This is a genomic window from Pseudomonas prosekii (assembly GCF_900105155.1).
Classification (GTDB): Bacteria; Pseudomonadota; Gammaproteobacteria; order Pseudomonadales; family Pseudomonadaceae; genus Aquipseudomonas; species Aquipseudomonas prosekii.
In genome coordinates this window covers 813,117-827,693 of record NZ_LT629762.1, presented here as the reverse complement: position 1 = coordinate 827,693, position 14,577 = coordinate 813,117, and the positions used below count along the sequence as shown (strand labels likewise).

The 14,577-nt window shown below is 59.6% G+C and carries 11 protein-coding genes; 4 read left to right on the top strand and 7 right to left on the bottom strand.

Annotated elements, in window-relative coordinates:
* Positions 1-85: 85 nt before the first annotated feature.
* A complete protein-coding gene (locus BLU01_RS03730; protein ID WP_092271015.1) occupies positions 86-268 on the top strand; it encodes a hypothetical protein in 183 nt (60 codons plus the stop codon).
* Positions 269-526: 258 nt separating this feature from the next.
* Here BLU01_RS03730 and BLU01_RS03725 read toward each other — a convergent pair whose 3' ends face one another.
* Positions 527-946: a DUF6896 domain-containing protein gene (locus tag BLU01_RS03725; protein ID WP_092271012.1), complete on the bottom strand. Its 420-nt coding sequence runs from the start codon at positions 944-946 to the stop codon at positions 527-529.
* Positions 943-5,766 carry an RHS repeat-associated core domain-containing protein gene (locus BLU01_RS03720; RefSeq protein WP_092271009.1) on the bottom strand — a complete coding sequence of 1,608 codons (4,824 nt, stop codon included), beginning with the start codon at positions 5,764-5,766 and terminating at the stop codon, positions 943-945. Before BLU01_RS03720 ends, BLU01_RS03725 begins: the two co-directional genes overlap by 4 nt.
* A 258-nt stretch (positions 5,767-6,024) precedes the next feature.
* On the opposite strand from BLU01_RS03720, the gene BLU01_RS03715 reads away from it, so the two are divergent.
* A complete protein-coding gene (locus tag BLU01_RS03715; protein ID WP_092271006.1) occupies positions 6,025-6,720 on the top strand; it encodes an HAD-IA family hydrolase in 696 nt (231 codons plus the stop codon).
* A 55-nt stretch (positions 6,721-6,775) separates the two neighbouring features.
* Here the strand turns inward: BLU01_RS03715 and BLU01_RS03710 are convergent, their stop codons facing one another.
* A complete protein-coding gene (locus BLU01_RS03710; protein ID WP_092271004.1) occupies positions 6,776-7,522 on the bottom strand; it encodes a 3-oxoacyl-ACP reductase family protein in 747 nt (248 codons plus the stop codon).
* Between the two features lie 124 nt (positions 7,523-7,646).
* On the opposite strand from BLU01_RS03710, the gene BLU01_RS03705 reads away from it, so the two are divergent.
* Positions 7,647-8,570, top strand: a complete 924-nt coding sequence (locus tag BLU01_RS03705) for a LysR family transcriptional regulator (protein ID WP_092271001.1) — start codon at positions 7,647-7,649, stop codon at positions 8,568-8,570.
* Positions 8,571-8,677: 107 nt separating this feature from the next.
* Here the strand turns inward: BLU01_RS03705 and BLU01_RS03700 are convergent, their stop codons facing one another.
* The 3 genes from BLU01_RS03700 to BLU01_RS03690 form a co-directional block, all read right to left on the bottom strand.
* Positions 8,678-9,406 carry an aspartate/glutamate racemase family protein gene (locus BLU01_RS03700; protein ID WP_092270998.1) on the bottom strand — a complete coding sequence of 243 codons (729 nt, stop codon included), beginning with the start codon at positions 9,404-9,406 and terminating at the stop codon, positions 8,678-8,680.
* Positions 9,407-9,462: 56 nt separating this feature from the next.
* Positions 9,463-10,992: an NCS1 family nucleobase:cation symporter-1 gene (locus tag BLU01_RS03695; protein WP_092270995.1), complete on the bottom strand. Its 1,530-nt coding sequence runs from the start codon at positions 10,990-10,992 to the stop codon at positions 9,463-9,465.
* A 556-nt stretch (positions 10,993-11,548) separates the two neighbouring features.
* On the bottom strand, positions 11,549-12,289 hold the full coding sequence (locus BLU01_RS03690; RefSeq protein ID WP_092270992.1) for a phosphoadenylyl-sulfate reductase: 741 nt from the start codon (positions 12,287-12,289) through the stop codon (positions 11,549-11,551).
* Between the two features lie 173 nt (positions 12,290-12,462).
* On the opposite strand from BLU01_RS03690, the gene thrH reads away from it, so the two are divergent.
* A complete protein-coding gene (gene thrH, locus BLU01_RS03685; protein ID WP_092270989.1) occupies positions 12,463-13,080 on the top strand; it encodes a bifunctional phosphoserine phosphatase/homoserine phosphotransferase ThrH in 618 nt (205 codons plus the stop codon).
* Positions 13,081-13,197: 117 nt separating this feature from the next.
* Here the strand turns inward: thrH and pabB are convergent, their stop codons facing one another.
* Positions 13,198-14,535 carry an aminodeoxychorismate synthase component I gene (gene pabB, locus BLU01_RS03680; protein ID WP_092270986.1) on the bottom strand — a complete coding sequence of 446 codons (1,338 nt, stop codon included), beginning with the start codon at positions 14,533-14,535 and terminating at the stop codon, positions 13,198-13,200.
* Positions 14,536-14,577: the final 42 nt, after the last annotated feature.

Sequence of the window (14,577 nt, the reverse complement as noted above, 5' to 3'; positions counted from 1 at the left end):
TTTTGTTTCTGCGATTTGGCGGCGGAACGTTTGGTTCGTGGGTGCCTCGAACTTTATACACTCCGCGAAATATGTGAGGCAGGCCATGGCACTTTCAACCGAAGTGAAGGAACAGGACGACCGCAGCGGCGACCCGTATTTGAATGATCCCGGCAATGAGGATCCGGGCTCGCTGATGGACGACGCGACCGTGCCGCTAAACGATTCGGACGATGCCGGCGATGTCGGTAACACCGAGTATGAAGACGAGGATGTGGACTTGGATTGATCGTCGGCTGATTGATCGTACCGAGTTCAATGAGAGGTGATTTATGAACGCTGATCCTAAAGTCGAAGATGTCGACGAAACACCGGAATACCCGCTGCCTTCACCTACGGATTCACTGCCCCGTGATCAGCGTCCGCCTGATGATGAGGATGAGGTTGGGGTGGAGCAGGTGTCGGAGGGTGATGGGGGGCGTAGTTAAGAAATTCATTTGGATTGTTAAATGTTAAAGCCCGGTGTTTCCGGGCTCAACATGTCAGATCACCAAAGTAGCTCGTCTTTGAAGTAAAGATTCGACATTACGCTCTGAATTCTTTTAACTTTCCCTGCAGTTATGTATTCATCTAGATCGCGCTCTACTATTTCCAGTTCTGTGTACTGCGGATGCCTTTCTGGGAATTCATTTGCATAGATATACAGTCTCCAAGAATCGAATCCGTCGATCCTTCCATCGGGACCATAATCAAAGTCAATACAAGCCTCGGGCAAATAAACGCGGCATCCAACACCGTGCAACTCATAAGTGACGTTGCCGCTGACACTTCCTCGCTGGGGGATTTTCTTGCTCCCCCATAATCTCAGAATGAACCTGTCGCCGAATTTTTTTTCCAGCATTGCAGTCGCTTTGTCGACTTTTTCTAAAAAGTCTTCTATCAAATACTCTAGCGCTAAATTTTTCATCTTCGAGGTCTCGTCAGTCTGTCTAACCCTACAGAGTCTGCAGACTCTTTCACTTCTTCTACGGTGGTAAAAATACTCTTTTTGTGGGCTGCAATGTCCGTGATTAGTTTGATTGTCACTGGAGTATGAGTGCGTCTCGCGGCTGACGCCCTATGGTGTCCATCCACAATATAGCGTTCGCCTTCGTGCTCAACTACGTCGATAGGCCAATCGTCATCAAAGCCATTTGCCTGCATTCTGCCAGCAACGTCTTCTACCCGTTTCGTAGAACTCTTTCCTTCAATCGCATGAACCCGCCTGAGGCTATTTGGGTCAACGTTTCTGACAATATCAGGTAAAGCTGGCTCCCCCTCATCAACCCTAACCTTACCCGCCGGATCCTCACCCCCATCCCCCGGCAAATCACACCCATCCCCCGGCAAATCACACCCATCCCCACCCGGACAATCGCTCAACCCCAACGGATCAACCCACCCCGTCGGATTCACCGCATACCGATACCCATTGACCCCGCCAGCCAATTTCACCGGGTCCGGAGTCAGATACCGCCCGACATCCGGGTTGTAATACCGATGGCGGTTGTAATGCAGGCCCGTTTCCGCGTCGAAGTACTGGCCCTGAAAACGCAGCGGTTGATCCAGCACCTGGTCGGTGTCGCGGTTTAAGCGGGTGAGTCGGCCGTGGGCGGTGTATTGGGCGGCCCAGACGATTTCGCCGCTGTAGTCGGTCAATTCTTGTGGTGTGCCGAGGTGGTCGAGTTGGTAGTAGAACGGGCAGGCCTGGCGCGAGCCTTTGCCGTCGAGCATGGCCAGCGGACGGAAGGTGCCGGGTTCGTAGACATAGCTGCGGTGATGTTCATGGCTGCTTTCCGCGACCAGGTGATCGCCTTGCCAGAAAAATTCGGTGGTTTTGCCATCGACGGTTTTCGCGATTCGGCGGCCGAAGGCGTCGTAGCGATAACTGGCGCAGCGGCCATCAGGAAGCGTGACGCCGACTAGTCGGTGCTGGCAGTCGTAGCGATATTCGGTGACGAGTTTTTGCGCGGTGCCGCGCCGTTCGCGGATCAGGTTGCCGAAGGCGTCATAGTCGTAATGCCGATCACCCTGCATCAGCAGACGGTTACCCAATACTTTCGCCGCGCCGGGGCGGTCCGGCATCAGCAAATTGCCGGCAGGGTCGTGGGCGAAGCTTTCCGGCAGGTGGTCGCGGGAATGACGGACGCGGATCAGGCGGTCGAGCGCATCGTATTGATAGCTGCGCTGGCCATGACGGGTGTCGGCGATGCGGTCGAGGTTACCGTTGGCGCTGTAGGCATAATCGCGGCGGTACAGCGGTTGACGTTGTTGGCTGACGGAATGGGCTTTGAGGCGACCCTGTTCGTCGTATTGGTAGTCGCTGAGCAGCAGACCTTGTTGGCGTTGCTGCTCGCGGCCAGCGGAAAAGGTATGCGTCGTCAGCTGCGCGCCGTTCAAGTCGATGGCCGTCAGCGCGCCACCCTTGGCGTGGTGGTAGGCGAGTTTGCTGCCGTCGGGCAGGCGCATGTGGTTGAGCTGACCGCACGCGTCATAGCCATAACGCAAAGTGCCCCAGCCCTGATGCTCGGTGATCAGCCGGTCCTGCAGGTCGTACTCGAATTCCAACGGGTGATCGTGACTGTCGTCGACGCTGACCAGGCGCCCGAGGCTGTCGTAGCGATATTCGACAGTGCTTGCGTCCGGCAGGGTTTTAACCAGCAACCGACCTGAGGCATCACGCTGATAACCGGTGATCAGCTGCGAACCGTCATCGCCGAACTCGGTTTTCTTCAGCAGGTGTCCGCCGGCGTCGTAGGCATACGCCGTGCGTTGACCATCAAATCCGGTTTCTTGTCGGATCAATCCGTCAGGCGTGTAATCCAGCTGATATTTCTCGCCGGACTCATTCTCGATTTCCGTCAGCAACAGCTGCGCATTGTCGTAGCGGTAACTCAGTTGCGTGCCGTCGGGATTGGTCCGGCGGCTGACCAGATGCAGGTCGTCGGCATATTCGTAACGGGTGATGCGACCGAGTTCGTCCTGCTCAGCCGTCACCTTGCCGTAGGCGTTGTAACTGAATGCGCGCGTGGCGCCTGTAGGAAGCGTGGTCTGGATCAGTCGGCCAATGGCGTCCCATCGATAGGCCGTGATCGCGCCATGTTCGTCCTTGCTGGTAGCCCGTCGCCCCAGCGAGTCGTAGGAAAAATAGCGCTGCCCGCCATCCGGCAAGGTCTCTTCGACCAATTGCCCTAGATCATTCCAGACCAGCAGGTGCCGACTGGCATCCGGGTAGCGGGTCGACAACAAGCGGCCGCGAGCATCGTAGTGATAGTGCGTGACCTGACCGTCGGGGTCGGTCGCCTCGGTCACATCACCCTCGGCGTTGCGCTGATATTTCCAGACTGCTTTGCCGCGACGCCGCGCGTGCAGGAAACCATTACGGTATTCGTAGGACGTCGGCTCACTTTCGGGAGGAATCGAGGCGATCAGCCGTCCGATGTCGTCGTAGCGATAGTGGGTAATTGCCCCGAGCGGATCCTGCTCGGCAATCAACCGACCCTGTTCGTCGTAACGTTTGCGGTGTTCGCCGCCGCCCGGCTCGACGCGCCGCACCAGTCGCGCCTTATCGTCGTGGACATAAGTTTCTTCGCTGCCATCGACGTTTTTCACCACCACGCCGCCCTGGTCATCCCAGGTGTAAGCGGTGTCCATCTGCGAAAACGTTGCGCGGTGGCGGATGCATCGCGCAGCCTTGCCCGACCTTTCCCACTCCCAGAAGTAACTCGCGCCACCGGGCAATTGCCGCTGGAGGATGACGTGCTGGTCGTCGTAGTCGTAACGCTCGCTTTCGCCCGCGGCATTGGCGACTTCGACCAAGTGATGACGCGCGTCGTAGCGATAGGAAACCAGCGTCTGTTCGGTGCGCCAGCCATCGCTCAGCGTGTCGGCGGGGCGAAAGAGCTGATACTCGATTGCGATCAGATGTCCGCGTTCGTAGCTGAGCAGCAGCGAGCGTCCAGCGCCGTTATCCAGGCGTTGAATGCGCTCCATCCGATCGCGGGTAATCAGCAGGCGGTTGTCGTAGGCATCGCTGATCGCCGTCAGTTGGCCGTTGTGGAAGTGATAAAACCGCGGCGCCTCGCCAGCCATTGCGACGATCAGTTCTTGTGCGTTGTCGCCCAGATAAATCGCCGCTCGCGAGAGGCTGTTGTGGATCGCCGGGCGTTCGATGTTCGGCAGGGGGAAGGGCGTGCGGCGGTTCTCGTGGTCGATCCAGACGACTTTATCGCCGTCGAATTCCAGGCGATGCGCCAGCGAATGGCTCCAGCCCCAGCCCAGTCCGCAGTCGAGTTCCGCCGCGCTGGTGCGGTACAACCGGGTGAAATCGAATGGCAGTACGCCGTCGAGCGCGCCATCGGTGAGGGTCAGCAGTTCTTCACCGGTGACCATCGATACCGGGCAACCGTTGGTACAGGTCAGCGGGGCGCAATCGGCGCTGTCGCCGTTGGTGTTTTTGGCTTGTTCCGGCGCATCGTCGTGCGGTTCCTGTCGGACCATTCGCGTTTGCGCGTCGGATTTTTTGCGAGCGATGGCGGCGGGGTTTTTCACCCGCAAAGCCGTGCCGTCGTCGCTGCGAATGTCCAGCGGCACCGTGGGTGTCGGCCGCAACGGAGCCTGGCGCGCATTGACCGCCAACGGTTTGAACGCGGCGGCATGGCTGTCGAGGCGAGAGTCGGAGCTCAGTTCGCTCAAGCGCAACGTCGCGGCCGCCAGCCATTGCCGCGCTCGAGGGGATTTGATCTTGCCGAGGATCTTCGCGCTCAAACCGAGCTTCAGGCCCACGCGGCGCGTGACGATTGTCAGGAGGAAGGCGATCAGCAGGTCAGTGCGGATTTGCGCCACCACTTCAGCGGCAAACTGCGGCGGCAGCATCTTCAGCCAACTGGTGAGCGCGGCGAGGTGAATAAACAGCAGCGGCTCGTCGCTCAATACCAGCAAGCCGTTGGCGATGGCTTCAGCCGAGGCGTCGAGCAAGGCATCCAACTCAGCCTGGGAAATGTATTCCAGCAATTTTTCGCTGTTGGCCTGCAAGTCGGCGAGCAACTCGTAGACCTGTTTCACTTCATCCCAGACGCCTTGCAACGAGTTGCCGACGCCGCGCCAATCGGCTTCTTGCAGTTGACCGTAGCGCTCGAGAAATCCGCCGCTGGCGAATTCTTTCCACAGCGGCTCGAATTGGTTGCTCCACTCCGCGCGCAGCCAGCCCTCGAGTCCGTCGAGCAAGCCCTGATAGGAGGCGTAAAGCACTTTGACGTGCTCGGCGGACACATCGGGAAAGAAGGTGATGCGATAACGCTGGCCCCGCGGGCAACCGGAAACTTCGAGAATGCCGCTCGGGCCAATGGTCTCGTGGACCGGCTCGCCGAGTGTCAGCTCGCCGTCGCGTTCCGCGATCACCGGCTCGAGCATCACCGGCGTATTGCCGATCGGCACGAACCGCGCGGCGTCGAACATGTGCACCAAAGTCAATGAGCCGGCCGCGCTGCATTGGGCAACCACTGAACTGACGGGTTTATCCGGTTTCAGCGGCGCGCTGAGGCGAACATCGTTGCCAACCTTGAATACTTGCTCGACATCCAGCGCCCAGCCGCTCCAGAAGTTTTCCGCCCAGCGTTCGTAGTCGTTAAGGCAGAGGCGGAACTCGCCGAGCACGCTTTCGACGTCAGGCCGCTGCGGGTTCATCGCGGCAACCACCAGCAGGCCGATGGTGTTGTTCAGAGCCAGCAGTCGATTGGGTTCGAACATTCGCAGTCACTCGCGCTCAGCATTAAGGAGCGCCAGACTTTGCGTTGCATCAGCCGAGAAAGAAGTCGGGAAAAGAGGTGAATGCTGTAGGGATATTCGCTAAATGACGACGAGCACGCGAATGACGATTTTTACCCGACGGATTTTCCCGGTTGCCCCAGGCGGGCCGTGCTCGTTATGCTGCTGAACCCTTTAATCGATCCGAGTCATGGCCGTAGCTGAGCCGCCTGGGATGTCATCAAGAACGGATCAGATGCGATGAATGCACCACTGAAAGCGTTTGGCCCGATCAAGGCCGTTATTTTCGACATGGATGGTTTGTTGCTGGATACGGAAGGCATCTACACCGAAGTCACATCGATGATCGTCGAACGGTACGGCCGCACCTTCGACTGGAGCGTGAAGCAAAACATCATTGGCCGCGGCGCGGGCGACCTTGCGCGTTACGTGGTCGAAGCGTTGGATTTGCCGATCACCGCCGAAGAGTTTCTGGTGATCCGTGAACCGCTGATGCGCGAGCGTTTTCCCTCGGCATTGGCGATGCCTGGCGCCGAAGAACTGGTGCGGCACTTGAAGGCCAACAACATTCCGATTGCGGTGGGCACCAGTTCTTCGCGCCAATCGTTCGGCCAGAAAACCACCCTGCACCGTGACTGGTTTGCGCTGTTCGACTTCGTCGTTACGGCCGATGACCCGGAAGTCGGCGCGGCGAAACCGGCGCCGGATATCTTCCTGGCCGCCGCGCGCCGTCTCGGTGTCGCGCCGCAGGATTGCCTGGTGTTCGAGGATTCGCCGTTTGGCGTGACCGCAGCGAAAGCGGCGGGGATGACCGCGATTGCGATCCCGGATGCGGCCATGGCCGATGAAAAATACGCACACGCCGATGTGATTCTTCGTACGTTGAAAGCATTCACCCCGAGCGCGTGTGGTCTGCCGGCGCTTGAATGGGCCTGATGCAAAAAAGTGGGAGCGGTAGGCTCGCTCCCACATTTGGATGCCTTTTAAGGCATCAAGCGCCGAAACCACCATCGATCGTCAGGCTCGCGCCGGTGATGTAGCCCGCTTCCGGGCCGGCCAGGTAGGCGACGAAACTGGCGATTTCTTCCACTTTGCCGTAACGGCCGACAGCCATCAGCGGGATCAGACTTTCAGCGAAGTCGCCGCTGGCCGGGTTCATGTCGGTGTCGACCGGGCCCGGTTGCACGTTGTTGACGGTGATGCCGCGCGGGCCGAGGTCGCGCGACAAGCCTTTGGTCAGGCCGACCAGCGCCGCTTTGCTCATGGCGTACGGGCCGCCACCGGCGAAGGGCATGCGGTCGGCGTTGGTGCTGCCGATGTTGATCACGCGGCCGCCCTCGGTCATGTGTTTGGCGGCAGCCTGAGTGGCGATGAATACACTGCGTACGTTGATGGCCAGGGTCTGGTCGAAATCTTCCAGTTTGAATTCTTCCAGCGGGGCGACGGCCAGCACACCGGCGTTGTTGACCAGGATGTCGAGGCGGCCAAAGGCTTCGACAGTAGCGGTCACGGCGTTGCGAATGGCTTCGGCGTCAGCACTGTCAGCCTTGATCGCCAAGGCTTGGCCGCCATTGCCGGTAATGCTGTTTTGCAGCTCTTCAGCTTTTGCGCTCGAGCTGACGTAAGTGAAGGCAACGGTCGCGCCTTCGGCGGCCAGGCGTTTGACGATGGCGGCGCCGATGCCGCGGGATCCGCCTTGAATGAGAGCTACTTTGCCGCTGAGATTTTGCGTGGTCATGTCGATCTCCAGAAATTCAAGGCGGGATGCCTTGTGGTTGGCGTCGAGTATCGGCCGCGCATTACCTCCTGTGTAGACCATAATTACGATTGTCTGTGTAAACCAAAAGTTTATAGTGGCGACCATGGAAAACTTCAGCAGCATCGAATGCTTCGTCCGCAGCGCCGAAGTCGGCAGCTTTGCCGAGGCCGCGCGGCGCCTTAGTCTGACGCCCGCCGCCGTCGGCAAAAGCGTCGCCAAACTTGAGGCGCGCCTTGGCGTGCGGTTGTTTCAGCGCAGTACCCGCAGCCTGACGTTGACCGAAGCCGGTCAGCTGTTTTTGAGCGAAGTCAGTGCCAGCCTGTACACCATTCAAAACGCCGTGGCCAATCTGGCCAGTGCTGAAGGGCAGCCGGCCGGCACGCTGAAGGTAAGCATGGGCACGGTGTTCGGGCGCTTATATGTGGTGCCATTGCTCGGGGAATTCTTGCGGCGTTTTCCGGCGATCAACCCGGACTGGCATTTCGATAATCGCCAGGTTGACCTGATCGGGCAGGGTTTCGACGCGGCCATTGGCGGCGGCTTTGAATTGCCGCAAGGCGTGGTGGCGCGCAAGTTGACCCCGGCGCATCGGGTGTTGGTGGCTTCGGTGGATTATCTGGCGCAGCGTGAGGCGATTGTCGGCCCGGACGACCTCGAGCACTGTGACGGGATTTTGATCCGCTCGCCGCAAACCGGTCGCGTGCGCTCCTGGCAACTGACCAGCCGCACCCGGCAACACAGCCCGCTGGTGCTCAAGCCACGGATGACCATGAGCGATTCGGAAGCGGCGTGCGCCACCGCAGCGCAGGGTTTGGGGATTGCGCTGGTGAGTTTGCCGTTTGCCGTCGGTTATCTGCAGGCCGGGACCTTGCAGCGGGTGTTGCCGGATTGGTATGTCGACGATGGCAACATTTCGATTTATTACGCCGAGCACAAATTGTTGCCGGGCAAGACTCGGGCGTTTGTCGATTTCATTATTGAGCAGTTTGCCGAGCAGGGGTTGGCGGAGCGGTTCAGTGCGGTTTGAGTTCGGCTGTTGACCGAGGTCAGGCGTTCGCGGGCAAGCCTCGCTCCTACAGAGATTTTGCAGGTCCTGTAGGAGCGAGGCTTACCCGCGAAGAACGATAACGCGGTCTACCGCCCAAACCGCCCCGGCCAGCCGATAATCGCTTTCGGCCGCGGCGTCGCATACGTCCGCACTTTCGACGTCGACAACCCCAAGCGCACCAGCGACTCGGCAATCGTCACCGCCGCTGTCACGCCGTCCACCACCGGCACGCCGGTGCGCTGGCGGATCTGCTCGTCCAGCCCGGCCATGCCGCCGCAGCCCAGGCAAATCACCTCGGCTTTATCCTCCAGCACCGCCAATTCCGCCTGACGAACAATCGCTTCCAGTGCGCGTTGCGGCTCGGATTCCAGCTCCAGCACAGCCAGACCACTGGCGCGCACCGAGGCGCAACGGTCCCACAATCCAGACAGTTTCAGGCGATCCTCGATCAGCGGCACGGTGCGGTCCAGCGTGGTGACCACCGAATACGCGTGGCCGAGAAACATCGCGGTGCTCGCCGCCGCATCGGTGATGTCCACCACTGGCACGTTGAGCAATTCCTGCAAACCTTCGCGACCGTGTTCGCCGTAACCCGCTTGGATCACCGCGTCGAACGGTTGGTCGTCGGCCATCACCCGGTCCATCACGGCGATGGCGGCGAGGTAGCTTTCGAAATTGCCTTCAATCGAATCGGCACCGAAGTACGGCGTCAGGCCGACGATTTCAGTGCCCGGCGCGGCGACCGATTGCGCCTGACGGGCGATGGCCTGGGTGATGGATTCGGTGGTGTTGACGTTGACCACGAGAATTCGCATGGGAAATCCTTATAACGGGTGGTTCGGCGGCCCGACATCGCCGGGCCGCGAGGGAGTTAATGGCTGACGTTATCGACCGCGATGCATTCGCCGCTGACATCGGCGTAATGCGCCTCGCGCTTGGCGATGATCAGGTACAGCATCCCGGCAATCCCGGCGCCGATCAGCCACGAGAACGGCGACACCAAGTGGAAACCCGGCACCAGCGCCAGGACGATGGCGATCAGTGCTGCAGGAATAAACGCCGCGACTGCGCGCAGGTTGACCCCGCGGCTGTAGTAATAAGCGCCGTTGGGGTCTTCGCTGTACAACTGCGGCACGTTGATCTGAGCTTTTCGTACGAGCCAGTAGTCGACCATGATCACCCCGTACAACGGGCCGAGCAGGGCGCCGAGGCCGGAGAGGAAATACACGATCACCAGTGGGCTGTTGTAGAGATTCCACGGCAGGATCAGCACGGCGATGGTCGCGCTGATCAGGCCGGCGCGGCGGAACGTCAGGTATTTCGGCGCCAGGTTGCTGAGGACGAAGGCTGGCGCGACGAAGTTGGCCATGATGTTCACCGCCACGGTGACGATCAGGAACGCCAGGCAACCGAGCACCAGAAAGAACGTGTTGGGAATCGAGGCGATGATTTCCGTCGGGCTTTCGATGATCCGGCCATTGATCTGAAATTGCGCGCCGCAGAGCAGAACGGTGATGGCCGCGAACACCAGAATATTCACCGGCAGGCCCCAGAAATTGCCGACCTTGATGGTTTTGCGGCACGGCGAGGAACGCGCGAAGTCGCAGAAATTGAGGATCAGCGTGCCGTAGATCGCCAGCCACAATGCGCCGCCGGCAAAGATATTGCGCCACATCTCGGCGCCAGTCAGCGGCTCGCGAGTCGACCAGGCAATGGTCGCGTTGGCCTGAAAATACATCCACCCGGCGAGGGCGGCGACCGTCAGCAGAATCACCGGCCCGGCGAACGCCTCGTAGCGCCGGACCATTTCCATGCCGTACGCGAGGATCGCCAGTTGCACCAACCAGATCGCGACAAAACAGATCCAGCCCAGCGTCGATAAGCCGAGGATCGAGTTGTGGTCGTAATCGGCGAATCCGGGATGCACGGCGGTCAGCAGCACGCGAAAAACCACTGACGCCAGGTAGGTCTGAATGCCGAACCAGGCGATGGCGATCACCGCGCGGATCAGTGCAGGGATCTGCGCGCCGTGGATGCCGAAGCTGATCCGGCTGATCACCGGGAACGGCACGCCGGTTTTCTGCCCCATGTAACCGGACAGGTTCATGAAGCAATACACCAGCGCCGCGCCGATCCCCAGCGACAGGAGGATTTGCCAGCCGCCGAGGCCCAACGCGTAGAGACCGATGGCGAACGAGTAGTTGGCGATGTTGTGAACGTCGTTGGTCCACAGCGCAAAGATGCTGTAACGCCCCCAACGCCTGCCTTCAGCCTTGGTCGGCGCGAGGTCTTTGTTGTGCAGGCGAGGGCTGAGGACCACGGGTTGATTGTGGGTGTCGAGGACAGGGGGTGAGGAGGGCAGATCCAGCGCGATGTTGTTATTGGAGAGGCTAGTACGCATTCCGGCAGGCTCCTGAAGCTTGGCATCGCGATGACTGTGCGTGAGCGTCGGCTCGACAAATCTTCGTCGCGGGCAATGAGCATCATTGGTTACGGGGCATCTGCAGCCTGTACGGGATAGGGCGCTTCAGGCTTGCGGATCGAAAGTGTGTGTATGTCTTGTCGGTGATTGTATACAAAACATGTATGCACTTAAGCCAGATCTATGCCAGTTCAGGATCTATGAAAAACCCTGCTCATTTCGAATGGTTATCGATGGGTGATAAGTGGTTGAAAAAAAGGCGATATAAATTGACCGATTGAACAGGTATTTATTTTTTGGCGGGGTTTGTGGGCAACGGTTACTGAGGGAGTCAGGAAGGAGTTGTGTAACTTTTCAGGGCGCTGAAATGAAAAGTGCACACATAAATGGCACCGATGGTGACAGTCGTGTGTACACATTTACGTGGGAGCAAAGCTTGCTCGCGATACCGGACTGACATTCAAAATCGATGTCGACCTTTATACCGCTATCGCGAGCAAGCTTTGCTCCTACGGTGGATGGCGCGAGGGTTGGTTTACACCTTGGACTTGCTGATGATATTCCCCGCATGCAGCCCGCATTCTTTCTGCGTGGCTTCTTCCCACCACCAGCGGCCTTCGCGTTCGTGCTGGTTTGGCAACACCGGGCGGGTGCAGGGCTCGCAGCCGATGCTGATAAAACCGCGCTCGTGCAGGCTGTTGTATGGCAACTCCAGCATGCGGATGTAACCCCAGATTTCTTCACTGGTCATCTGCGCCAGCGGGTTGAATTTGTACAGCGTGCGTTCCGGCGTCGAGAACGCGGTGTCGATTTCCAGCACCGCCACTGCGCTGCGGGTGCCGGGGCTCTGGTCGCGGCGCTGGCCGGTGGCCCAGGCGCGGACAGTCGACAGTTTGCGCCGCAGCGGTTCGATCTTGCGAATCCCGCAGCATTCGCCGTGGCCGTCCTTGTAGAAACTGAACAGGCCTTTTTCCTTCACGAACGGTTCAAGTTTCGTGTAGTCCGGCGACACCAGTTCGATGTCGATCTTGTAGTGCTCGCGCACTTGGTCGATGAACCGATAGGTCTCCGGGTGCAGGCGGCCGGTGTCGAGGCTGAACACTTTGACGTTCTTGTTCAGCTTCCAGGCCATGTCCACCAGCACCACGTCTTCGGCGCCGCTGAAAGATATCCACAGCTCATCGCCGAACTCGGCAAAGGCGAGTTTGAGGATGTCCTGGGCGGATTTGTTGGCATAGGTCGTGGCGAGTTCCACGACATCGAACGATGGGCTCATCAGGGCGGCTTCCTACAGGTCGGTGGCGCTGGGCGCTCTATATGGCGCCGATGGTAACAAAAACCCGCTGCCGCTGGCGCGCCCTCTGCGTTGCGCAGCCCCGTGCGAGTCGCTAGAGTTCGGCAGTCCTTTTGCTCGCTCGACTCAATAATCACTACAAATGGGAGTGTCTTGTGGAAATTGCCTGTCTGGATCTTGAAGGTGTGCTGGTCCCGGAAATCTGGATCGCTTTCGCGGAAAAAACCGGGATCGAATCACTCCGGGCCACCACTCGGGACATTCCCGATTACGACGTATTAATGAAGCAACGCCTGCGCATTCTCGACGAGCATGGCTTGAAGCTGTCCGACATTCAGGAGGTGATCGCCACCCTGCAACCGCTGGACGGCGCCATCGAGTTCGTCAACTGGCTGCGCGAGCGCTTTCAAGTGGTGATTCTGTCGGACACCTTCTACGAGTTTTCCCAGCCGCTGATGCGTCAGTTGGGTTTCCCGACGTTGCTCTGCCATCGGCTGATTACTGATGACACCGGGCGGGTGACGAGTTATCAGTTGCGTCAGAAAGACCCCAAGCGCCAGTCGGTGCTGGCGTTCAAGAGCCTTTATTACCGAGTGATCGCGGCGGGGGATTCGTATAACGACACGACGATGCTCGGCGAGGCAGATGCGGGGATCTTGTTCCACGCGCCGGACAACGTGATTCGCGAGTTTCCGCAATTCCCGGCGGTGCACAGTTTTGCGGATTTGAAGCAGGAATTCATCAAGGCCTCCAACCGGCCGTTGAGTTTGTAGTCGACCGGGAGGACGCCTTCGCGGGCAAGCCTCGCTCCTACAGGATTGATTGTTCCCACGCGTGGGAACGATCAAACGCCGCAAAACCCGTAGGAGCGAGGCTTGCCCGCGAAGCTCTTAAAGGTTCTGCAAAGTATCGAGCAGCACTTTCACTTTGGTGATCGATTCCTGATATTCGGCCTGCCACTCGGAATCCGCGACAATCCCGCCGCCGCCCCAGCAACACACCTGCCCATCCTTGACCAGCAAGCTGCGGATGGCGATGGAGCTGTCCATCTCGCCGCGCACGTCCAGGTACAGCAGCGAACCGCAATACAACCCGCGCCGGGTCGGCTCGAGTTCATCGATGATCTGCATCGCGCGGATCTTCGGTGCGCCGGTAATCGAACCGCCGGGGAAGCTGCCGGCGATCAGGTCCAGCGCATCCTTGTCCTCGGCCAATTCGCCGGTGACGCTGCTCACCAAGTGATGCACGTTGGGATAACTTTCGAGGCTGAACAACTCCGGCACCCGCACCGAGCCGATGCGGCACGTGCGGCCGAGGTCGTTGCGCAGCAGGTCGACGATCATCAGGTTTTCTGCGCGATCCTTGGGGCTGGCCAGCAGTTCGGCGGCGTTGGCGGCGTCTTCGGCCGGGGTCACGCCGCGCGGGCGCGTGCCTTTGATCGGGCGGGTTTCAACCTGGCGTTGGCTGACTTTGACGAAACGTTCGGGCGACAGGCTCAGCACTGCGCCGCCGTCGGGCAAGCTCTGAAACCCGGAAAACGGCGTCGGGCAGGCTTCTCGCAGTGCGCAATAAGCGGTCCACGGGTCGCCCGCGCACTCGGCGCGGAACCGTTGAGCGAAGTTCACCTGATAACAATCGCCAGCCCGGATGTATTGCTGAATCCGCTCCAGCGCCTGGCGATAGTCGTCAGCACTGAGGTCGGCGTTCATCGGCGCTTGCAGTTTGAACGGCGCGACCGGGTTATCCACAGGCTGGCCGAACAGGTCGATCAGGCGCTGGTGTTCGCTGGCGGGCAGCGACGGGTGAAACACCAATTGGCTGGTCATACGCAGGTGATCGCTGATCAACGCCCAGTCATACAAACCAAACCGCGCATCCGGCAAGTGCAAGTCGTCCTGCGCCTGACTTGGCAGGTGTTCCAGATGACGGCCGAAGTCGTAACTCAGGTAACCGATCAGACCTCCGGCGAACGGCAGTTCATCCGCGACAGACGCTTCGCCGAGTGCCGTCAGATGGCTGCGCAACCGTTGCAGGAAATCGCCACCGCTTTCGTCCGGCAATACCGCCAGTTGTTGCAGCGGCCAGGCGCTGAGCAAATCGAAGCGCCCGCGATCCGCCGTCGGCCGGCCACTGTCGAGCAGCACGGCGCCGGGGGCATGACGAATCGCCGCGAAGTAGTCGGCGGGGTTGCTGCGATAGGGCAGTGGGTGTACGGAGCAGGTCAACATGGGCGGGGCGTATCAGCCATCGAGGCGGGGTGGCGATTGTAG